This window comes from Undibacterium sp. SXout7W (assembly GCF_049339385.1).
Taxonomy (GTDB): Bacteria; Pseudomonadota; Gammaproteobacteria; order Burkholderiales; family Burkholderiaceae_D; genus Undibacterium.
The window spans coordinates 58,011-79,511 of the sequence record NZ_JBMPPF010000011.1 but is presented as its reverse complement, the minus strand read 5'-3'; the positions used below and the strand labels follow the sequence as shown (position 1 = coordinate 79,511).

Genomic DNA, 21,501 nt, shown 5'->3' with positions numbered 1-21,501 from the left:
TAGATAATATTTGTAACCAGTAACGTAACTGGATGGATAACAAAAAAGTTCAATTTGCCGCAAGACTCGCAGAAGCGATGAAAGCTCAGGGCTATGCCGCTGAGCCTGCTGTGCTGGAAAGGGAGTTTAATTTACGGCACTATGGCCAACCGATGACCCTGCATGGTGTGCGTAAGTGGCTTATAGGCACTTCAATTCCGCCATACGAAAAAATTATTACGCTTGCTAAGTGGCTGAAAGTACCACCTGAAGATTTAACTTTTGGTTTGGAAATTAAGCAAAAAATCAAACAAGAAAAAGCGGGCTGGACAGAAGCAATTTCTTATCATGAACGCGAGACTTTCGAAGCTTTCCTCAATTTGCCTCCACCTCAACGTAAAATCGTACGCGAAGTGATCATGGCTTTTGCGGCAGCACATCTGGTGTCAGCGACAACGAAAGCATGAGTTAAACGTTTCTTAGTATAAAGACGGCATTACTTCTTTACGCTCTCCAGCACTTGATCGACAAAATCACCATCAGCATCGCTGAACTTCAGACGCGCCGGATACCATTCCAGTGAAGGTGCAAGCCAGATATCGAGTTGCTGGTCTTTAGAATCTGGTGGTGGTGCTTTGCTGATGTGTATCGTAGGTATATCGCCAATAGCAGTAGTGGTGTTGGCATTTCCTATGACTTTAAATGTCCAGGGGTCGGCGTCTCGACGCCCGGCAACAAACATTTTCCATTCGCTACCCGGTTTGAATTTATCAACCGCCGCCCGGGCTTGTGCAACTAATTGCCAGGTGGCACTGGTGCGGTCTTGTTCACCGCCTTTAAGCTGGTAAGTATCGTTCGCTGTACTGAAACGCAGGGTTTTACTGTCGTAATCAAAACTGGTTGTGCTGGCAGGTTTTCCTAAACGTTTTTCGATAAATTTTTCAGGCGCCAGTCCATATTCATCGATGTGCCCCTGACTGCTGGCATCCAGAATTTTTCCTAACAGGATGGCGCGGGTTTCTGTGATGATGCTGTATTTTTTTCCGTCATTGAGCTGCCATTTCACCAGCGCCGAGCCACTCAGTGGAATGCCGCTCTGTTTAGCATGGATGCTGTATTGTAGCTCTGCCGCTGGCGGAAGATTAAAGCTGGTTTTGACTGGCGTGTAATGACTTGGCAAAATATCTGCGAGTGCAGCAACACTACACAGTACAGCGCCGCTGATCAGTATTGACGTACTCAGATGCAAAAGACGTGACATGGTATTTCCGTTATTGAGTGTATTGAATGTGGGTGGCAGTCTGTGTGGTGATGGCGCCATTCGATTCGGTATTGCGGATTTGTACCGGATACCATGCATATGCAGGCGCCAGCCAGAGATCAAGCGTTGAATTATATGAACCAGGACGCGGCGGTCGTATCAGATGCCAGGTAGTCAGTTTTCCCAGTTTGGTATCGATCTCTTCCTGACCAAGTACCTTGAACTGAAACACAGTCGCGTCGCGGTCTTCTGCGACTTGTACGGTGATGTTTCGTCCTTCAATAAATTGTGATGGCGCTGCCTGACCTATCCCCGCCAGTTGCATAAACACGCTGGCTTTATCTTGCGCACCGTCGCTCATTTTGATGGCTTTATTGGAGGAAGAAAAACTGATGTTACCTGCCAGTGGATCAAAATGGGTCGCTGTAGCACTGCGCCCCCGACGTGTCTCTGTGCTGATCCGGGGCGTGATGCCAAAACGCTCCAGTGTGCCTTCGCTATCAAGCTGATACAGATGTAACGTTGTTAACAACAGATCCAGCGCAGCCTGAATCCGTAGTTGATATTTTCCATTTTCCACCTTCCAGCTTATTTCACCGACACCATATATTGGATTGTGCTGCGGTTCGGTACGGATCAGTTTCATTTTGATGATGCCGGATGGCGGTGGTGCAATCGAAAGGCTGGCGATATCAGTGGTCTTGGTATCAGCGTTTTGTATGTCGCTATTGGCCTGAATCCGCGTATCTGCCGCATTGTCCGGCGTCGGAGTGATGGCAGTTGTCGCAGGCGATTCCGGATTGCTATTCGTTGTGCCGGTTAGCGGCGACTGATCGTCACTACTGGTTCCCTGTGGGTCCTGCACATATTGTGATGCTGACGATTGTGCCGCTGATACTGCTGGTATCGATTCTGGCGTTAGTGATGAATGGTCCGCTTCCGGTTGCTTATTTTTTTGTGGCGACGTGCTGTCTGAGTGTATTGTGCTGATCCTCTTTGGTATTGTTCGCGTGACAGGAGCAGATTCCGTGATGTGTGCTGATGTACTTTGCAGACGAATATTGACGGTACTTGGCGTGACCGCTGTAGTTGGGGTATTGGGTGCTACCGCACTATTGTCGTTTGAATGATTCAGATAATACAAAACCAAGATATGCAATAACACCGCTGAGCCAGTGAAAATAATCTGGCGACGGACTGAAATGCCGGGGATGCGTTGAATAAAATACTTGCTCATCACCATAGTGTAAACGTTGTTACCCCTTCTGAGGATGACTGATATATGCCACTCCAGAGTAAAATAGATTCGTCAGGACTGACGTAAAGCCGCTCCAGCGGTGTGATGGCTCTTTTTTGTGCGAGCCCAATACCAGCTTATTCACGCCCAGATGTCTTCACGTCGACACCTGATCACCTTCACAAATGAACATATGCTAAATACCATCCAGCGCAAACTGCTCTTATTCCGTTCCCGAACGCCTCTCTTGCTCGCTACTGCGTTGCTGATCGCACATGGAATAGCACAGGCTGCAGTCGCCAGCACATTGCCGCCGATTCGTCTTGCCATGATAGAGGGGCTCAGTGGATCGTTTACGAATGCGGGCGAGGCAGTGCAGCGTAATCTTCAGCTTGCGATTGAGATGATTAATGCCCGTGGTGGAGTCAAACTTCCTGACGGACGCCATTTGCTTGCACTGACTACTTTTGATAATAAGCAAAACGTGGAAGATGCCTTGACGGAGTTCAGGCATGTCACGGATCAGCATATCCCCTTTGTGTTACAGGGGAACAGTTCTGCGGTAGCGCTGGCGCTGACAGAAGCAATCAATAAGCATAATCAGCGGATGCCAGATAATCGTGTGCTGTTTCTGAACTATTCAGCGGTTGATCCTGCGCTGACCAATGAAAAATGCAGTCCCTGGCATTTTCGTTTTGATGCCAGTTCAGATATGCGCATGAATGCATTGACTGAGGTGATTCAAGGCGACACACAGGCAAAAAAAATCTATCTGATTGGCCAGGATTACAGCTTTGGCCGGCAAGTGGTGAAATCTGCCCGTACCATGCTGGCCAATAAACGACCCGATATTCAGATTGCCGGAGAGGATTTACATCCGATCGGGAAAATCAAAGACTTTGCACCGTATGCAGCGAAAATCAAAGCCAGTGGTGCGGATGCTGTTATTACAGGAAACTGGGGAAATGATCTGACTTTACTGATCAAAGCGACCCGGGACGCGGGGATGAATATCAAGTTTTATACTTTTTATGCGAATGCGCTGGGCGCCCCGGCGGCGATTGGAGATGCGGGTGTTGGTCGAGTCAGGGCGGTGGCTGAATGGCATCCGAATGTCGGAGGCAAAGAAAGCGATGCGTTTTATCAACGCTTTCGCCAGCGTTATCCCGATAGTAAAGATGATTATGCACATCTGCGTTTATACGTCATGCTCGACATGCTGGTCAGCGCCATAGAAAAGGCCAGAACTACTCAGGCTGCCGCTGTCGCCAGATCGCTGGAAACGGCGAGTTACGATAATGGCTTTTATCAGGCACGGATGCGTGCCGAAGATCATCAGTTATTGCAGCCTTTGTACGTGTCAGTTATGCAGAAAAAAAGTGATGGCGGCATCCGCTTCGATAATGAGGGAAGTGGTTATGGCTTTAAAACAGAGCGTTATACTGAATCCCGATTGACGGCATTGCCGACCTCATGCAAGATGATTAGAGAATACTGACGCTGAGTGTTGATGATGATGTCACGGTCTTCATCTGATTTACATGGTTCGGATCAGCCTCGGCAATATGACATAGCGGATTGATGGCGTTAATAACAGCACCAATCAATAACGGCATCAATCACGCTATGCGACACTAACGATATACGTAATGCGGTCATTTTAGGAGCAATATTCATGAATAATCCGTTTGCCAGTTCAGACATTCCCGGTATGAGTGCCATGGGCGACACGCTGTCTTTTGTCAAAAATCTGTGGGGCAATATGCAGGTTCCGGGGATGGTGGCGCCGCCAATGTCGATTGATGAACTGGATAAAAAAATTCAGGATTTAAAAACAGTGGAGTCCTGGCTGAATGTGAATATGAACATGTTGCGCGGTACGATACAGGCGCTTGAAGTTCAGCGAGCCACGATTGCTACCCTGAAGTCGCTTGGTGAGAGTTTTGCGCAGCATGTACAACAGGCTTCCAGTGTGTCGGAAAGCAATGCATCACCTTTTTCTTCTGCCAGCACGGCCTCCGGATCATTCCCCTTCGCTTCTAATTCCGACTGGCCTATGCCATCGGGTAGTACCAAGGCATCTGCGCCAACGCAGAATATCGCCGAGCCTGAGCCGGTCATCGAACCAGTCGTCGAGCCAGAGCCAGCAGCTGAAAAGCCACAAGCCACAACAGCTAAAGCAGAGACAGAAACACCCTTTGCGAATCCGACGATGTGGTGGGGCTTGTTGCAGGATCAGTTTAAACAGGCGGTCAGCAAGGCGATGGAAAGCGACATGTTACCCAAAATGCCGCCAATGCCTGGCAGCACAAACACGGATACACCCGCTGCTCCTGTCGCTCCCGTAACGCCAGCAACGTCAGCAAAGCCTCGTCGTCCGGCAGCACGTAAGCCTGCGGCGAAGAGTCCTTCGGCATCGACAAAATCAACCGGAAAATCTGTAACAAAATCAATGGCCAAAGCAACGACGAAATCAGCGGCTGTTACACAGAACAATGCGGACAAGACGTCCAAACCAGTGCCCGTGAAAAAACCAGCAGCAAAAAATACCTGACACGGAAGTCGTATCAACACCGAGGTTGCACAAATACAGATGTCGGCGCGGGAGGTAACACAGCGTTATCTTCCGCTACATCCCTCCAGATCCCGCTACATTTCGCCATATCACCACGCCAACGTATTAAGCGCGATTCTTATGCCTCATCTTTGCGCAAAAATGCCAGAATTTCTTTCGTCCATTGCACCCGGCTTTCTTCGAATGCGATTCCGGCTTTCAGAATCAGATAATGCAAATGCGACTCTCGTGACAGATCAGGTTGATTAAAATCCCGTTCTTCGATCAGGCGGTAATTGTGTAACTCCTCTTCATGTAAGACCAGACGGCGTTCGAACTCTTCCAGCAAGCCGATAGGACCGATTGCGGCATCAGCACGTAATTTCACCATCATTTCATCTCGCAATCGCATGGGCGGGCTGCTTAACTTGACCCAGCGACGTAATTCTTCTTTTCCCGCGGCAAGAACATGAAATTGCTTTTTACCGGCTCGCCCACCTTCGACTTCGGCAGAGGCAACCCAACCGTGTTCTTCCATACGTGCCAGTTCGCGGTAGATCTGCTGATGCGTGGCATGCCAGAAATAGCCTATCGATTTATCAAACCTTCTTGCCAGCTCATAGCCGGAGCTCGGCTTTTCAGCGATGGAAGTCAGTAGTGCGTGGGGCAAAGACATAATGTAGAAGAAATATTCCAGAGTTTTGTATTTTATATGCAACTGGTTGCATAAACAAATAAAGTTGGTTATTCTCTTATGCACTCAGTTGCATATTAAATCCTGATTGAGTATCGATTCAACACCGACTTAAGCTTGATTCATGTCTGCAGCACCGCCGATTCTTTACTGATTGTCTTAAAAAGGAAGCCACCATGTCTTTTTATCCGCATTTGACGCAACCGCTTGATCTGGGTTTTACCACTTTGCCAAATCGCCTGTTAATGGGTTCCATGCACGTTGGTCTGGAAGAGGTGGACAATGGTTTTGAACGCATGGCGGCCTTCTATGCAGAACGTGCGCGTGGTGGCGTTGCGCTGATCGTGACTGGTGGTATCGCGCCGAATGAGCGCGCGCGCCCCATGCATGGCGGCGCGATGCTGACGACCGAAGGAGAAGCGGCGCATCACCGCATCGTGACGGATGCTGTGCATCGTGAAGGCGGCAAGATCGCGATGCAGATTCTGCATTTCGGACGTTATTCGTATCAGCCAACGCTGGTTGCGCCAAGCGCGATCAAAGCGCCGATTAACCCGTTCACGCCACATGCGCTGACGACCGAGGAAGTCGCGCAGACGATAGATGACTTCGTCCGCTGTGCCGGTCTGGCGCAATCTGCAGGTTATGACGGCGTCGAGGTGATGGGTTCGGAAGGCTATCTGATCAATGAATTCATCGCTGCCCGCACGAACCAGCGTGATGACGAATGGGGTGGCGCGTATGAAAACCGCATCCGTTTTCCGGTCGAAATCGTGCGTCGTATTCGCGAAAAAGTCGGCACGAATTTCATCATCATCTATCGCCTGTCCATGCTCGATCTGGTCGAAGGCGGCTCCACACTGGAGGAAGTCATTCAACTTGCCAAAGCGATTGAAGTAGCCGGTGCGACCATCATTAATACCGGCATAGGCTGGCATGAAGCACGTATCCCAACGATCGCGACCAAAGTGCCGCGTGCGGCCTATGCCTGGGTGACACAGAAACTGAAAGGCCATGTGAGTATCCCGTTGGTCGCGACGAACCGTATCAATACCCCGGATGTGGCCGAACAATTGCTGGCGGATGATTTCTGCGACATGGTGTCGATGGCGCGTCCTTTATTGGCCGACCCGTTGTTCATGCGCAAGGCAGAACAAGGCAAGGCAGATGAGATTAACACCTGCATTGGTTGTAATCAGGCTTGTCTGGATCATACTTTCGGCGGCAAGATTACGTCCTGTCTGGTGAATCCGCGTGCGTGTCATGAGACAGAGTTGGTTAATGCAAAGCTGGACAAGGTCAAGCGTATCGCTGTTGTTGGTGCCGGGCCAGCCGGTCTGAGTTTTGCGACGACCGCCGCCAGTCGCGGGCATGACGTCACTTTATTTGATGCGGGAGCCGAGATCGGTGGTCAATTCAATATTGCGAAACAAGTGCCGGGCAAAGAAGAGTTTTATGAAACCCTGCGTTACTTTGCGAAGCAGATCACGCTGACGGGCGTCAAACTTCGTCTGAACACGCTGGTGACGGCTGATGAATTGAGTTCCTTTGATGAGATCGTGCTGGCAACGGGCATCACACCACGGACGCCGGAAATTGAAGGCGTGACTCATCCAAAAGTATTGAGTTACCTCGACGTGCTGCGGGACAAGAAAGCAGTTGGTAAGAGCGTGGCAATTATCGGCGCCGGTGGCATCGGTTTTGACGTGGCGGAATACCTGAGTCATAGCGGCACCAGCCCTAGTCTGGATCCGAAAAAATTCTTTGCCGAATGGGGTGTGGATACCAGCTATCAGACTGTCGGCGGTTTGGCAGAAGCAGATATTGAAAAGCCGGCACGACAAATTTTCCTGTTACAGCGTAAGGTCTCTAAAGTGGGTGACGGACTGGGTAAAACCACAGGCTGGATACATCGTACCGGGCTGAAGAACCGCGGCGTGCATATGTTTGCCGGTGTCACTTACAACAAGATTGATGATGCGGGCTTGCATGTGACGATCGATGGTCAGCAAAAAACACTGCCAGTCGATAACGTGATTCTATGTGCAGGTCAGGTACCGCGTCGCGATCTGCAGACCGCTTTGGAAGCGGCAGGAAAGACCGTGCATCTGATCGGTGGCGCTGATGTTGCTGCGGAACTGGATGCAAAACGGGCGATTAATCAGGGCACACGCCTGGCAGCAACGATCTGATAAAAAAGAGAGGAGACATTCATGAATCAACTGCACCCACAAGCAGCGGCATCTTTACAACGCTGGCATCAGATGATTGCTACCCGTGATCTCAATGGGTTGGCTGAGATCGTACATCCCGAGGCCGTATTTCGCTCACCGATGGCACATCAACCGTACGCCAGTTCTCAGGCTGTAGTGTTGATACTGGGTACGGTGATACAGGTATTTCAGGATTTTAGGTATCACCGCGAATTTGTGTCTGACGACGGGCTCAATGTGGTGCTTGAGTTCAGTGCCCGGGTTGGCGACAAGCAGCTTAAGGGGATTGACATGATTGCTTTTGACGATGCTGGTAAGATACGGGATTTTGAAGTCATGGTCAGACCGATGAGTGGCTTGCAGGCACTCGGGCAGGAAATGGGCGCCAGACTGGCACAGTATTTACCTGCCTATAAAGCCGATCAAAAAGCATAAAAATTACTGTCTGGCAGCACGTTTCAGAAAACGCATGAAACTACCCAGTACGGGTAGTTTCTCGTACAGCTCCTCCGCTGCATCCCAATAGTCACGATGCAGACAGACGCGACCATCCTCCGCAAAACGGATATGGGTCGCACCGTGTATGCATTGGGATGTTGTGTTAAAGCGTTTCATGTTGAATAAAAAATCCCAACACAAAAATGCCTGCTCGCCTTGCAGTACCGTGGATTTCACTTCAAAACGCGGGTTATCCACCTGTACAAACATATGTTCAAAGAGATGACTGATTGCTGTAATCCCCTGTATTTCATTGAAGGGGTCTTTAAAGTAGGCGTCTTCAGTATAAATTGTCCCCAGATCGGCACAGGTTGCCGGTGATAGCGTTTCGAAAAATATAATTAACTGTTGCAGACTGGCTTCATGATTGATTGGGGGATCGATGTCGTGACGATGGGTGGTGGATAACATAGTCTATAAACCTGTGACTTTATGAATCAGATAGAAGTAACTGCGATAAGGCAGTAATCTTGCCAGCCTGAGCCAGTTGGTAAAACGTTTCGGGAAATGAATATGAAAATCACCATTTTCCACACCCTCAACCAGCGCCTTTGCCGCCGCTGGTGCCGTCATCAGCGCTGGCATAGTAAAATCATTTCCTGCTGTCATCGGCGTTTCGACAAAGCCGGGATTGATCATATAGACAGCGATATTTTTGGGACGCAGATCAATATACAGCGCTTCGCATAAATTGATTACCGCCGCTTTTGTCGGGCCGTAGACCAGGGCTTTTGGCAGACCGGACAAACCAGCGACAGAACCAACGATACCGATGCCGCCGCTTCCTTGTTTCAAGAGCATGGGCAGTACCGCATCCAGACAATGATAGACGCCACGAAGATTCAGATCCAGCAAACGATTAGCCGCTTGCAGATCGAATTGGTCAGCACGCATTTCGTTATATCCACCAGCCACGACCAGCACCAGATCAATGAGCTTCCACTGCGCCATGATGTGTTGATGGCTGTCGAGTACGCTGCGATGGTCGGTAATATCCAGCGTAGAGACAATCGCCTGCGGGAAACCAGATGCGATTGCCTCCAGATGTTGACGATTCCTGGCTGATAATGCCACATGCGCACCTTGTTTCAACAGCAAACAGGCAGTTTCTGCACCGATGCCGCTGGACGCGCCGATAATCCAAACGCGTTTTCCACGCCACTCCGTGATGGGGGGATTCATTTTTCTGTCCCTGCTGGTTTGGTAAATGACAGCGTGACGCTGCCAAGTTCCACGCCGAATTTGCGCATGATGGCGCGATTGAGCATGATGTGATCGTCCATCAACACCATCACATCGTCGAAATCAACATGATAGATACTTCCATCGACAGGCAGCGCCAGCACATAATTCCAGTGCAGGGTATTGCCGGACACGATGCCCTGCGCTTCGCCAACTACATCGGGCGCAGTACCGATGTAGCGATCGGGGGCGATTCGTTTTAATGTCCAGACACGTTTTTGTTTTGTCCCATCGGCATAACTGAAGTCTTCATCGAGCGTGCCGGTATCTCCTTCCCAATGGCATTGCATGACGACGGTAAATCGCTTCAGAATTTTGCCGGAGCGATCCTGAAACATGCCCCAGGCATTGACTGTGCCATTGAAATAATGCGGCAGTTCCAGCGCAGGTTTTTCTTTGGCGTACAGTGCAGGCTCGTACTGGCTGGCACAGGAGGCTAGTAACAGACACAACGCTATCAGGGGCAAGCGTCGCAGCGCGGTTGGGATATTCATGGCATAGCCTTTCTGGAGACGATTGCCGCGGAATGTTATGGCGTAATCGAGAGTAATTGTTGACGAAGGGCTGGTGCGGATGTTTTTTTGTCCAGCCAGATAGAAAAGAATGCTTTGGCAAATTCTGCATCCCGGATGTCGCCGAGCCATTTTCCATTCAGATAAAAACGCGCTGCTTCATTGGGTACATAAATGCCGGTGATATGCGTGCCTTCTTTTACGTCCGGGAACAGTCCTTTCATCTGTTGCAACCAGCGTTCCCGTTGTTCTCTGCTTCCCATGCCTAAGTGCTGAATTTCATCCATACTGGCATCGGCAATTTTGCTGCCCAGCAGATGACGCGCATAACGCAGGTCGAGCGCAAAACGCTGGCGCAGGTCAATATCCGCGCTCATTCCCGAGTTTGCGCTCCACAATGCCGCATCATAGATGTGCAAACCATACCAGCGGAAACTTCCTGTCCCTTGCATACTGGCTTGTGGAACTTCATCCCTGATATGCGGTGGCACTGTACTGATGCTGGTTTGCGCGAATACTTGTGGAGCACAGAGCAGCCACAGCAGACACAGTAGAAAATTCCTGTGCTTGATATGTATGATGCGGGCGAAGCGCGTCATGGTTTGACCAGCGTGAATTGTGCGACGTCGATGTTTCCTGCGCGGAATCCCGCTTCACAATAAGCCAGATAAAACTCCCATGTCCGCAGAAACTGGTCGTCAAAACCCTGTGCTTTGACTTCCGGTAGTTTCTCCATGAAGGTCTTACGCCACTCCAGCAGAGTACGGGCATAATCCAGACCGAACGTGAATGTGTCGACGACGCGCAGGCCATGTTGTGCTGCCAGTTGATGGAATTTTTCTATCGACGGCAACATGCCACCCGGGAAAATATATTGCTGTATGAAGTCAGTGCCTTTGCGATAGCGGTCAAACAGCTCATCTGCAATGACGATACTTTGTACGCAGGCACGACCACCGGATTTGAGATTACGCTGAATGCACTCGAAATAGCTGGGCCAGTATTGCTCGCCAACAGCCTCAAACATTTCTATCGAGGCGATGGCATCGTAATCGCCATGGGCATCGCGGTAATCCTGTATCTGTAATTCGCTATGCGTGTGCAAGCCAGCATTGTGTAATCGCTCCTGGGCAAAATGCAATTGCTCTGTCGATAATGTCAGACCAGTCACATGCGCCTTGAAATCACGTGCCGCCATCTCTGCAAAGCCACCCCAGCCGCAGCCGATTTCCAACACTTTGGCTTGTTGCGGTAGCGCCAGTTGTTGCAAGATCCGACGGTATTTGGTTAGTTGCGCATCATGCAGATTCTCTACCTGATCTCCTGAAAATAACGCGCTGGAATACGTCATGGATGGGTCGAGCCACAGCCGGTAAAAATCATTACCGATATCGTAATGCGCGTGGATATTTTTTTTGCTGCCAGAGCGCGAGTTCCGGTTAAGCAGATGTTTGATCCGATACAGCAGATTACCCCACCACGTACCATAAACGATGGATTCAAGCTGCGCGCGGTTGCGCGCAATCAGTTCGATCAGACCCGCCAGATGCGTGGTGCTCCAGTGCCCAGCGATATAGCTTTCGGCAAAACCGATATCCCCGGATTTTAAGACTGCACGATACAACTGCCAGTTTTTAAGATTCAGATGAACATGCCGGTTGCCATCATCCTGACGCCCGTACATGGCCAACTGACCATCAGGAAATTGTATGCTCAGGCTCCCGTGCTCCAGCTTTTCCAGAAGTTTGCTGACAAATCTGGCTTCGGCCGGAAAATGGGAGGTATCGATTTTTTTGACGTGCGAACTTGCTGGTGACATGGTGGGGTGGAGACTGCTCATCGGCTGACCTCTTCAGTAGGAGGAAGTGGTTTGGAAAAGAAAGGAACACGTTTGATCCACAGGCGCAGGGCTTGCAGATGAATTCTGAGGACGACGCCCAAGGTCATGAACGGGTAACGAAGCATGACGCGTAATACATGACGATCGGTCATGGCAGTCTCTGTTCCGGAAATACTGGTCAATAACAGAGGGCCGTCTTTATCGTCGTAATCAATTTTTGCAATATGGCGTTCGCCATTTTTTTGCTCATCTTCAGGCTTGTGTAAAAAGCGGAACCGATAACGGCCTTCGACATTGCAGAATGGCGAAACATGAAAAATTTTCCGTGCTTCCAGCGCTTCACCATTGTGTAGTGTGCCGCCATTTTCCAGCAGATAAAGATGCTTTTCCCCGAAGGTATTTCTGACTTCACAGACGATGGCGCGCAAGCTGTTATCGGCACGATGACAAAACCAGAATGACACGGGATTAAACACATACCCCAGGACGCGCGGAAAACACTGTAACCAGATTTCGCCGTCGGCATCTTGTATGCCTTCGGCATGCAGCAACTGGTCTATCCATTGCACTGAGGCTTGCTTTCCATCACCATGATCGCGGTCATAAAATGACAGCAGATTCCAGCGTTGCAGTGAAAAAAAATGGCTATCCTGCTGCACCTCAGCCGCTGCCATTGCACGCATCGGCAAACGCAGATAAAACACGCCATAGCGGAATGCATTTTTGGCTGGACGCAAGCGCACATGCATGACCTCGCCGGTCAGCAGGCGGATGGAGGGAGCGGCGCGATCTGTGGAACCGTTATGCATGAGTGATTTCCTCAGGCGACACGGATATGGGAGGCAGAGGCATCTTCTGCTCTGGCCAATATCTGTTCTGCGACGCGCAGACCAGATTTCAATCCATCTTCATGGAAGCCGTAGCCAGTCCATGCACCGGCAAACCAGATATTGCGCACTCCCTGAATATTGCTCAATTGTTGCTGCGCCCGTATTGCCTGCGCATCAAATACCGGATGGGCATAATCGAAGCTGTTGAGTATCGTATCTGGTGCAGGTTCTTCCACGGGATTCAGTGTCACGATGACGGGTTTGCTGAACGGTAATGGTTGTAACTGGTTGATCAGGTAATGAACACAGACGCGCGGTTCGTTACCACTCGCGCTTTGATAATTCCATGCCGACCACGCCTTGGTATTTTCTGGCAGTAAGCGCGCATCTGTATGCAGTACGGCGCGATTGGGCTGATATCGAACAGCGGATAACAACTGGCGTTCGGCATGACTGGCATCTGCCAGCATAGATAAGGACTGATCGCTGTGCGTCGCCATTACGACATGAGAAAACTGCTGGCGTGCTTTTGCGGTAATGACTTCCACACTATTATCATTGAGTGTTTGCACTGACAATACCGGCGTATTCAGGTGACGGTGTGCAATATGAGGCAATAGCTTATCAACATAATGTCTGGCGCCACCTTTGACGGTCTGCCATTGCGGACGGTTATTGACCTGAAGCAGGCCGTGGTTATGACAGAACTGAACAAACGAGGACAATGGGAACGCCATCATGGTGTCGGTCGGGCAAGACCAGATGCAGGCAGCCATTGGCAGTAAATACCATTGCCGGAATTCCTTGCTGTATCCATGTTGATCCAGAAAACTTCCCAGAGGTAACTGGAATTCTTTTTGACCGTGGTCGTTTGCCAGCGCCGTCGTCTGTTTGTTGAAGCGCAGGATGTCTCTCAACATGCGGATAAATGCTGGGCTGAACAAGTTGCGGCGTTGGGTGAACACCGTATCGAGATTGGCGCCTGCCCATTCCAGCATCCGTTTTCCCATCGGCATCTTGACTGAAAAAGACATATCCGTTGCGACGGTTTCTATCTGCAATTCTTCAAACAGACGAACAAGATGAGGATAGGTTTTGTGATTGAATACCAAAAAACCGGTGTCAACACCGTAAGTGTATCCATCGAGTGTCACGTCAACAGTGTGAGTATGGCCACCAAAGTAATCATTTGCCTCGAACAGGCTGACCTCGTGACCCGCGAGCGACAATTGGTAAGCACTTGAGAGCCCGGAGATACCGGAGCCAATGACGGCAATTTTCATGATAATGGTTTCATCGTTACAGTAAAAAAAAGTCCTGAGCAGTCAGCTGCTTTGCTCGCACCAGACTATTTACGTTGCGCATCTCGATTTGGATTCAATTATTTTCTGATCAGGATTTATACAAAATGGCCCGGCAGTGTGATTGCTCGCTGTTGTACAAACCCAGTAGCAGCTTGCAAGCCCATATCGCCTTTGTGCGCCGCGCCTTGCTGTGACAATGTGACGTCAGTCCTGACCAGTACTATCATCAGTATCGCCACTACGATATCGTATAAAAATGTTCAAAATAACAAGTTTGCATAAATCTAATGAAATCAGTTTTGACTATAAATTTCATTTTGTGACTGAGTAGTCATAAAATATACTATAAAGTCTTTATGCTGCAAAGAAAATAATGGAAATCAGAATTCCCTTTAAAAAACAACAGTTTGATGCCCGCGAAGAGGCCATCATTGATGCCGTCAATCGTTTGCTATCTGAAAAAGGATACGATCTGATGACGATGGATGATGTGGCAGATGCCGTTGGAATCGCCAAAGGCAGTCTGTATAAGCATTTTTCTTCCAAGGAAAAACTGGCCGCGGCAGCGTTGACGCGCTTGTTAAAAGCGACGTTGCTGGAGCTGAATAACTTGTCGGATCAAATGTCGGCGATTGATAAAATCCGGCACATTCTGGCGTGGTCATTACGCTTGCGTTTGCAAGGTGGGGTTCCGCATTTACCGTCAACCAGCCTGACATTACAACGCAGTCTGATGCTGAATTTTGACTATGTTGCTGTGGCGTTGCGGGTGAATAAGCGCTTTTATGCCTTGGTAGCGCAAGCGCGTGAGCAGGGGGATCTGACACCGCTGGTGCCTGACGACGTGTTGGTCTATACGCTGTATTCGCGCGCCTGTGACCCGACGGTGGAATTTCTGCTCAGGGATCAGCGCCTGAGCCATGAGCAGATTGTGGAGACCATGGTGCATGCGACGATTGGCGGATTTTTGTCAGCCAAGGCCAGAGCTTAGTCTGATTTCAGGCAGACTTTAACTGTCCGCAGCTGGATTTATTCTTTTTCGTCGCCGACGGTGGCCTTGCGCTGCAAGGCAGACCAGAGCCGATGCAGACATGCGCCCGCCAGCATCGCGGGGATAAATATCCATGCCTCCTGATTCGGTGCTGCCAGTAATGCAATCGCCGGACCGGGGCAGTAGCCACTGATGCCCCAGCCGATTCCAAACACGGCTGCGCCAATCAGTAGCGGCGCATCAAGATGTTTGCGTAGCGGTAAATCAAAACCTGTGGCAAATACAGGTTTGTCACGTTTCAGAACGAAATGAAAGGCAACGACAGTGACGCTGACAGCACCGCCCAGCACGAAGAGCAGGCTGGGATCCCAGTTACCGGCGAGGTCAAGAAAATCCAGTACTTTCTGTGCATGTGTCATGCCGGACAGACCCAGACCCAAGCCAAAGATCAGACCGCTCAGTAAGCTGACGAGTAAGGGCATTATGCGACTCCAAATACGTGGCGAGTCACAATGGCGGTGATAATGCCGACCACCAGAAACACCATTGTGGCAGCCAGAGAACGTAGTGACAAACGCCCCAGCCCACAGACGCCATGACCACTGGTACATCCATTACTCATGGAAGTACCAAAGCCGACCAACAATCCCGCGATCGCCAGCAACCATGCTGGAAAATGCATACGCGCAACCGGTGCGTCGCCAGAAAACAGATTGTATGCTGCTGCACCACCGATCAGTCCAGCCAAAAATAATACGCGCCAGAGGCGATCATCTTGATGGGTAAACGGTAATTTGCCCAGAATATTACTGATTCCGGCAATTTTTCCATTCAGCAACAGCAGGAGTGTCGCAGCGCCTCCAATCAGGATGCCGCCAGCCAGTGCCGTGTAAAAAGCAACATTATTCATCGTAGAAAATCGTATCCCGATTAAAACAAAACATGCCGGACAGTGGATGCTGCCATCCACTGTGACAAATGTAGTGACAGCCGGTATCTGCTGTTGAGTTTCAACGCCTTGTTCCTTGGCTGAGCTTCCTGCTTGAGTTCCTATTTCATGCCATTGAGTGCTGTTTAGTTCTATTCAGTGCCATTTTTGGCCTGAATTTGGCAAAAGCTCAACGGCATCAGTGATGTCATGCGGCGATATCAGGCAGCGGTGGCAGATGCTTTGTTACGCAATCTGTCTGCAGCCTCGCGTAACATTTTTTCTGTTGTTTCCCAATCGACACAGGCATCGGTCACCGAGCAACCATACTTGAGTTGAGATAAATCAGCAGGAATGGATTGATTGCCAGCCACGATATTTGATTCGATCATCACGCCGACGATGCCGTCATTGCCGTTGGCAATTTGATTGACCACATCTGCCATTACCAGCGGTTGCAGTTCAGGTTTTTTGTAGCTGTTGGCATGTGAGCAGTCGACGACGATATTGGCTGGCAGCTTGGCTTTCTGCAAGGCTTGCTGCGCCATTGCCACCGACACCGTATCGTAGTTAGGACGATCACCGCCGCCGCGCAATACCACATGGCCGTATTGATTACCGCTGGTGCGCACGATAGCAACCCGGCCTTCGCTGTTCAGACCAAGGAAAGAGTGCGGATGCGATGCCGACAGAATCGCATTGATCGCAATGCTGATGTCACCGTCCGTACCATTCTTGAACCCAACCGGTGTTGATAAGCCGGATGACATTTCCCGATGCGTCTGCGATTCAGTGGTACGCGCACCGATGGCGGTCCAGGCAATCAGATCACCCAGATATTGTGGCGAAATAGGATCAAGTGCCTCAGTGCCTGTTGGCAGTCCGAGTTCGCAGACATCCAGTAAAAAACGGCGTGCTTTTTCCATCCCTTCATTGACACGGAAGGAATCATCCATGTAAGGGTCGTTGATATAGCCTTTCCAGCCCGTAGTCGTGCGTGGCTTTTCGAAATACACACGCATAACCAGCAGCATCACGTCTTTGACTTCTTCTTGCAGGGCTTTCAGGCGACGCGCATAGTCCAGACCCGCAACCGGATCGTGAATCGAACAAGGGCCGACGACGACGAACAGGCGCTTGTCTTTGCGCTCCAGAATATCGCGCAGTGTTTCCCGGCTTTGTTCCACCACATGGCTGGCGACATCACTGAGTGGCAGACGAGCATGCAGCTCTTCCGGGGTAGGCATATTGTCAAACGAGGTGACGTTGATATTTTCGAGAGTAGTTTGTGTCATGGTCAGAGGGAGGTGCATAAAAGATGGCGCATATTATGACCCAATTTTGATCCGGCTCAGTGTGTATGCATGTTGTATGGTGGATTTTCAGGTTCATGGCACAATACTGGTTGCATTTTTTTACAGTTGACGCACATGCTGACTACCGCACAACGACAGGCATTTCATACTCTTGGCTATCTGGTGTTGCCACAACTGGCAACGTCTGCGATGTGCGAAGAAGTGATTCTTTTCGCACAGGAACAACTGGCTGCACAGGCGCAGCCTATCGAATACGAAGCCGATACCCGTTATCCCGGCGCTCCTGCATCACGCGATGCGGAAGGCGGCCAGACCGCCAGACGCTTGTTGCAGGCGTATGCGCGCAGCTCTTTGCTGGCTGACTGGGCTGTCAATGATCAACTGACCAGTGTTTTGCTGGATTTGCTGGGACAGGGGGCAATGATGTCGCAGGCACATCACAATTGCATCATGACCAAACAGCCGCAATATTCGACGGCAACTGGTTGGCACAGGGATAGCAGGTACTGGCATTTTCAGCGGCCAGAATTAATTTCTGCCTGGCTGGCGCTGCGTCAGGAGACTGTCGAGAACGGTTGTCTGCTGGTGATTCCCGGCTCGCATACATCAGAGATTGATGCAGAGCAGCTGGATGCAGCGCAGTTTTTACGCACGGATCTGCCGCAGAATCAGGCATTGCTGGCACAGGCTATCGCCGTACCGTTAGCGCAGGGTGACGTGTTGCTGTTTCATAGTAATCTGTTTCATGCTGCCGGACGCAACCAGACAACAGAAACAAAGTTATCGATGGTATTTACTTACCGCGATGCAGACAATATTCCCAAACCAGGCAGCCGTTCTGCTGCTTTGCCGGAAATTGCTCTGTCAAAGTGATCTGTGACTGCTCATCACTCATTACCCATCCTTCAGAGGGCGTTGTTATTCCCTCTGAAGGATGGTGCACACGAGGTGCACATGCGATGCGCGCATGACGAATGGGTAAAAGACTGAACGGTTACAGTTCCAGCGCGATCAGTTCCTGTACCGTCTGGCGGCGGCGGATTTGTCGGATATTGTCGCCATCCACCAGCACTTCAGGTATCAGTGGACGGGAATTGTAATTCGACGACATGCTGGCACCGTAAGCACCGGCATCATGAAATACAAACAGATCGCCGATATCAGCAGCAGGTAAATCCTGCGTCGTGACGACGCCGCCATCTTCTTGCGTGAAGACATCGCCAGATTCGCATAAAGGTCCTGCCACAACGGTGGGGCGCAGCGCGGTAGTTTTTGGCGAGCCATCCGGTGCGTGCGCGCTGATACGATGGAAACTGCCATACATCGCCGGACGTGCCAGATCATTGAAGCCAGCATCCACCAATGCGAAGAAATTATTGCCCACCTGTTTTTGTGCCCGTAATTCTGAAATCAGGATGCCGGATTGTGCTACCAGGAAGCGGCCTGGTTCGATTTCCATGCTGATGGAATGACCCAGATAGGCTTCAATTTCTTGACGTGCTTTATCCCAGATCTGGAAATAGTGATCAGTATCCACAACCGCTTCACCGTTGCGATAAGGAATCGATAATCCGCCACCAATCGAAATGGCCAGCAAATCGTGTTTGCAGAGTTTAACCTGAGCAATCATCGCGTCGCAGACACTTTGCAAATGGTCATAATCAACACCGGAGCCGATGTGCATGTGCAGACCGATCAGTTTCAGACCATATTGATCGATGATGCTCAGTGAGTCTTGCAAATGTTCATACCAGATCCCGTGTTTGCTTTGCTCGCCTCCAGTATTCGTTTTGCGGCTGTGACCATGACCAAAACCGGGATTGATGCGTAACCAGACCGGGTGTCCCGGATGCGCTTTGCCTAATTGTTCCAGCATCTGGGGCGAGCCGCAATTGACAGGAATATTCAGCTCCACCACGCGTGCGAGTGCATTGCGATCCAGCAAATCAGCCGTGAAAACAATCGGCGCGTGATCGGCGGCGGTGGCTTGCGGATCAGGCGCATAGCCTGCCGCCAGCGCCCGTTCGACTTCTCCCAGAGAAACAGAATCGACCAGCACGCCTTCTTCGCGCATCAGACGAAGCAGATGAATATTGCTGGACGCTTTCTGGGCAAAACGAATCACGTCAAACTGTTTCAGACGAGCGATTTGCTGACGAATGACATTGGCATCGTAAGCCCAGCAAGGAGTCTGGAATTCTTGTGCGATGCGGGCGATCTGGGCGTTGCTGATAGAGTTTGGCATGGGAAATAGTGGCAAGTGATGGTATGAGTTACTGAATGACTACATTGCTTCATCAGGGCTGAGTATTGCGATTCGGTTGCTGGCAAACGTCGTTAGTGTCGTTACTGGTTGCCTTATTGGCTTCATTAATAGTTTCTTAATAGCTTCATTCATAGCTTAATATTCAGCCTGTTGAGCGGTTTAGTGTAATCTCTACTTTAACAAGCATAAGTGATAGTCTGAAGAGGGTTTCATCAGGAATTTCAGCGCTTTTGATTGAATTGATTGGAAAAACACGGAAAATGCTTATGAATCCAAAAATTGACCAGTTTGATCAGAAAATCCTGCAATTATTGCAACAGGATGCCCGTATATCACATGCCGAAATCGGACGTCAGGTACACCTGAGTCAGCCTGCTGTCTCGGAACGCATCAAGCGGCTGGAAGCTGCTCAGGTGATTCGCGCCTACCGCGCCGATATCAATCCGCGTGCTTTGGGTTATCAGATCACGGCGATGATACGCCTGTCCACGCAGCAGGGACGGCCTTACGCCAATTATGTTGCTGAGACACCGGAAATAGTGGACTGTTATACGGTGACAGGAGAAGATGGTGCGGTGATGCGGGTACTGGCGACGGACGTAGAGCACTTGCAGCGCATTATCAATGCCTTGAATGCGTTCGGTTCCACCTCGACCGCGATTGTCCTGACAACCCATGTGGCTGGAAAGCCAATCACGGTGCCTGTCATAGATGCTGATTGACATCCAATGCAGCCATGATGGTTGCCACTCATACCGTTGAAGGGAGTTCATTGATGCGTCAAATGATTTGCAACTTACTGTGCCTGCTGTCGTCGAGCACCTTTCTGGTTGCGTCCGCTTCCGCTACGGAGGGAGTGGAAGCGCCGATTACGCCGTATCGCCCATCGGTCTCTAATTCTGCGCAATTGCCGGTCGCCGGACAACTGGAAATGGAGCTTGGTGTATTGTCAGCCAGAACCGATACCGACAGGCGGCATAGCTTGCCCTATCTGCTGAAACTCTCATGGTCACAAGAATGGGGTATTTTGCTGGGTGGCGAAGCGCATGTCATTGCCGATACGACAGCCGATGATGGCGTCCGTCAGCGGGACCGCGGCGTTGGAGATACTTCGCTGGTACTGAAAAGAGCGTTTCTGGTGGATGAAGATACTGCTTACGGTCTGGAACTTGCGGGAAAAATACCGACTGCGTCCCAAGCCATTGGAACGGGTAAAAGAGATATCACGCTCAATGGTATTTTGAGCAAAGATATCGGAACTTTTCATCTCGACCTGAATCTGAATACCACACGCCTTGGATTTGCGGAGGACAACACTTCCCGCTGGCAAACAGGATTGTCATCTGCGCTATCGATGTCGCTGAATGAACAGTGGGAATTCACTGCCGAATGGGCCGGTGCTCGTCGTCCTGGTACCAAAGCGCAAGGGCAGGTATTGACAGCGTTGACATACAGCCCGAACAAACGTCTGACGTTTGATGTTGGTGTCATCAAGGGATTGACGAGCAGTTCACCTGACTGGTCGGTGTTTGCCGGTGTGGTGTTTCCTGTGGCAAAACTGTGGTGATCTGTTGCTGATTCTGTCTGACTGGTCATAGGCAGAAAAAGTATAATGACAGGACTAGAACAAAATGGTTCCTGTGGTGCGCTGGTTGCTTGTTACATGTTTCACTGCTTTCTTCGCTATTGTTTAGCAAGCATGTCAGGCAATCTGTTGCAGACTGGCGCAACGAACATCGTTTGCAAGTGATGTTTCCCCGGACGCAGGAAGCTTGTCTGGCCTTACCAGGACAATGTCGCGTAAGTTGTTCATGAGTATCTACTGTAATTATTGTT

Annotated in this window: 23 protein-coding genes; 9 read left to right on the top strand and 14 right to left on the bottom strand. The window is 50.3% G+C overall.

All coding sequences use genetic code 11. The features are described from left to right. Positions 1-32: 32 nt before the first annotated feature. Positions 33-446, top strand: a complete 414-nt coding sequence (locus ACO0LB_RS12045; RefSeq protein WP_423049340.1) for an XRE family transcriptional regulator — start codon at positions 33-35, stop codon at positions 444-446. A 29-nt stretch (positions 447-475) separates the two neighbouring features. Here ACO0LB_RS12045 and ACO0LB_RS12040 read toward each other — a convergent pair whose 3' ends face one another. Beyond that, complete coding sequence (locus ACO0LB_RS12040) at positions 476-1,240, bottom strand: DUF3108 domain-containing protein (RefSeq protein ID WP_423049339.1); 765 nt, start codon at positions 1,238-1,240, stop codon at positions 476-478. A 10-nt stretch (positions 1,241-1,250) separates the two neighbouring features. Further along, positions 1,251-2,477: a DUF3108 domain-containing protein gene (locus tag ACO0LB_RS12035; RefSeq protein ID WP_423049338.1), complete on the bottom strand. Its 1,227-nt coding sequence runs from the start codon at positions 2,475-2,477 to the stop codon at positions 1,251-1,253. 193 nt (positions 2,478-2,670) lie between these two features. Between ACO0LB_RS12035 and ACO0LB_RS12030 the strand changes: the two genes are divergently transcribed. Then, the gene (locus ACO0LB_RS12030) at positions 2,671-3,975 is read left to right on the top strand and encodes a branched-chain amino acid ABC transporter substrate-binding protein (protein WP_423049337.1); all 1,305 of its coding nucleotides are present in this window, start codon (positions 2,671-2,673) and stop codon (positions 3,973-3,975) included. Positions 3,976-4,152: 177 nt separating this feature from the next. Then, positions 4,153-5,031 (top strand): PhaM family polyhydroxyalkanoate granule multifunctional regulatory protein, encoded by an 879-nt coding sequence (locus ACO0LB_RS12025; protein WP_423049336.1) that lies wholly within the window; start codon positions 4,153-4,155, stop codon positions 5,029-5,031. A gap of 139 nt (positions 5,032-5,170) precedes the next feature. Here the strand turns inward: ACO0LB_RS12025 and ACO0LB_RS12020 are convergent, their stop codons facing one another. Continuing rightward, positions 5,171-5,707, bottom strand: a complete 537-nt coding sequence (locus ACO0LB_RS12020) for a PadR family transcriptional regulator (protein ID WP_423049335.1) — start codon at positions 5,705-5,707, stop codon at positions 5,171-5,173. A 194-nt stretch (positions 5,708-5,901) separates the two neighbouring features. On the opposite strand from ACO0LB_RS12020, the gene ACO0LB_RS12015 reads away from it, so the two are divergent. Together ACO0LB_RS12015 and ACO0LB_RS12010 are read left to right on the top strand one after the other, a co-directional pair. Continuing rightward, positions 5,902-7,917, top strand: a complete 2,016-nt coding sequence (locus ACO0LB_RS12015) for an FAD-dependent oxidoreductase (RefSeq protein ID WP_423049334.1) — start codon at positions 5,902-5,904, stop codon at positions 7,915-7,917. Between the two features lie 21 nt (positions 7,918-7,938). Further along, positions 7,939-8,373, top strand: coding sequence for a nuclear transport factor 2 family protein (locus ACO0LB_RS12010; protein ID WP_423049333.1), 435 nt, complete (start codon positions 7,939-7,941; stop codon positions 8,371-8,373). A 3-nt stretch (positions 8,374-8,376) separates the two neighbouring features. Here the strand turns inward: ACO0LB_RS12010 and ACO0LB_RS12005 are convergent, their stop codons facing one another. From ACO0LB_RS12005 to ACO0LB_RS11975, 7 genes are read right to left on the bottom strand one after another with little or no spacing between them, the layout of a single operon-like run. Beyond that, a complete protein-coding gene (locus tag ACO0LB_RS12005; protein ID WP_423049332.1) occupies positions 8,377-8,847 on the bottom strand; it encodes a nuclear transport factor 2 family protein in 471 nt (156 codons plus the stop codon). A 3-nt stretch (positions 8,848-8,850) separates the two neighbouring features. Beyond that, a complete protein-coding gene (locus ACO0LB_RS12000; RefSeq protein WP_423049331.1) occupies positions 8,851-9,618 on the bottom strand; it encodes an SDR family NAD(P)-dependent oxidoreductase in 768 nt (255 codons plus the stop codon). Next, entirely contained in the window at positions 9,615-10,172 is a 558-nt protein-coding gene (locus tag ACO0LB_RS11995; protein WP_423049330.1) for a DUF3833 domain-containing protein, read from the bottom strand. Before ACO0LB_RS11995 ends, ACO0LB_RS12000 begins: the two co-directional genes overlap by 4 nt. Positions 10,173-10,207: 35 nt before the next feature. Further along, a complete protein-coding gene (locus ACO0LB_RS11990) occupies positions 10,208-10,789 on the bottom strand; it encodes a chalcone isomerase family protein (protein ID WP_423049329.1) in 582 nt (193 codons plus the stop codon). Further along, the gene (locus ACO0LB_RS11985) at positions 10,786-12,009 is read right to left on the bottom strand and encodes a class I SAM-dependent methyltransferase (RefSeq protein ID WP_423049390.1); all 1,224 of its coding nucleotides are present in this window, start codon (positions 12,007-12,009) and stop codon (positions 10,786-10,788) included. The genes ACO0LB_RS11990 and ACO0LB_RS11985 overlap by 4 nt, the downstream gene beginning before the upstream one ends. Before the next feature lie 17 nt (positions 12,010-12,026). Then, on the bottom strand, positions 12,027-12,839 hold the full coding sequence (locus tag ACO0LB_RS11980) for a DUF1365 domain-containing protein (protein WP_423049328.1): 813 nt from the start codon (positions 12,837-12,839) through the stop codon (positions 12,027-12,029). An 11-nt stretch (positions 12,840-12,850) separates the two neighbouring features. Then, on the bottom strand, positions 12,851-14,143 hold the full coding sequence (locus ACO0LB_RS11975) for an NAD(P)/FAD-dependent oxidoreductase (RefSeq protein ID WP_423049327.1): 1,293 nt from the start codon (positions 14,141-14,143) through the stop codon (positions 12,851-12,853). A gap of 394 nt (positions 14,144-14,537) precedes the next feature. Here ACO0LB_RS11975 and ACO0LB_RS11970 point away from each other — a divergent pair, with 394 nt between their 5' ends. Next, entirely contained in the window at positions 14,538-15,155 is a 618-nt protein-coding gene (locus ACO0LB_RS11970; RefSeq protein WP_423049326.1) for a TetR/AcrR family transcriptional regulator, read from the top strand. Between the two features lie 38 nt (positions 15,156-15,193). On the opposite strand, the gene ACO0LB_RS11965 is transcribed toward ACO0LB_RS11970, so the two are convergent. From ACO0LB_RS11965 to ACO0LB_RS11955, 3 genes are all read right to left on the bottom strand, one after another. Then, entirely contained in the window at positions 15,194-15,637 is a 444-nt protein-coding gene (locus ACO0LB_RS11965) for a DUF6691 family protein (protein ID WP_423049325.1), read from the bottom strand. After that, positions 15,637-16,065 carry a YeeE/YedE family protein gene (locus ACO0LB_RS11960; RefSeq protein WP_423049324.1) on the bottom strand — a complete coding sequence of 143 codons (429 nt, stop codon included), beginning with the start codon at positions 16,063-16,065 and terminating at the stop codon, positions 15,637-15,639. The genes ACO0LB_RS11965 and ACO0LB_RS11960 overlap by 1 nt, the downstream gene beginning before the upstream one ends. A 239-nt stretch (positions 16,066-16,304) precedes the next feature. Beyond that, the gene (locus ACO0LB_RS11955) at positions 16,305-17,378 is read right to left on the bottom strand and encodes a 3-deoxy-7-phosphoheptulonate synthase (RefSeq protein WP_423049323.1); all 1,074 of its coding nucleotides are present in this window, start codon (positions 17,376-17,378) and stop codon (positions 16,305-16,307) included. A 135-nt stretch (positions 17,379-17,513) separates the two neighbouring features. Here ACO0LB_RS11955 and ACO0LB_RS11950 point away from each other — a divergent pair, with 135 nt between their 5' ends. Then, positions 17,514-18,272 carry a phytanoyl-CoA dioxygenase family protein gene (locus ACO0LB_RS11950; protein WP_423049322.1) on the top strand — a complete coding sequence of 253 codons (759 nt, stop codon included), beginning with the start codon at positions 17,514-17,516 and terminating at the stop codon, positions 18,270-18,272. A gap of 121 nt (positions 18,273-18,393) precedes the next feature. Here the strand turns inward: ACO0LB_RS11950 and lysA are convergent, their stop codons facing one another. Further along, positions 18,394-19,644, bottom strand: a complete 1,251-nt coding sequence (lysA, locus tag ACO0LB_RS11945) for a diaminopimelate decarboxylase (protein ID WP_423049321.1) — start codon at positions 19,642-19,644, stop codon at positions 18,394-18,396. Positions 19,645-19,931: 287 nt separating this feature from the next. Here lysA and ACO0LB_RS11940 point away from each other — a divergent pair, with 287 nt between their 5' ends. Beyond that, positions 19,932-20,387, top strand: a complete 456-nt coding sequence (locus ACO0LB_RS11940; RefSeq protein ID WP_423049320.1) for an Lrp/AsnC family transcriptional regulator — start codon at positions 19,932-19,934, stop codon at positions 20,385-20,387. Positions 20,388-20,440: 53 nt separating this feature from the next. Next, on the top strand, positions 20,441-21,232 hold the full coding sequence (locus ACO0LB_RS11935) for a transporter (protein WP_423049319.1): 792 nt from the start codon (positions 20,441-20,443) through the stop codon (positions 21,230-21,232). The last annotated feature ends 269 nt before the right edge of the window (positions 21,233-21,501 follow it).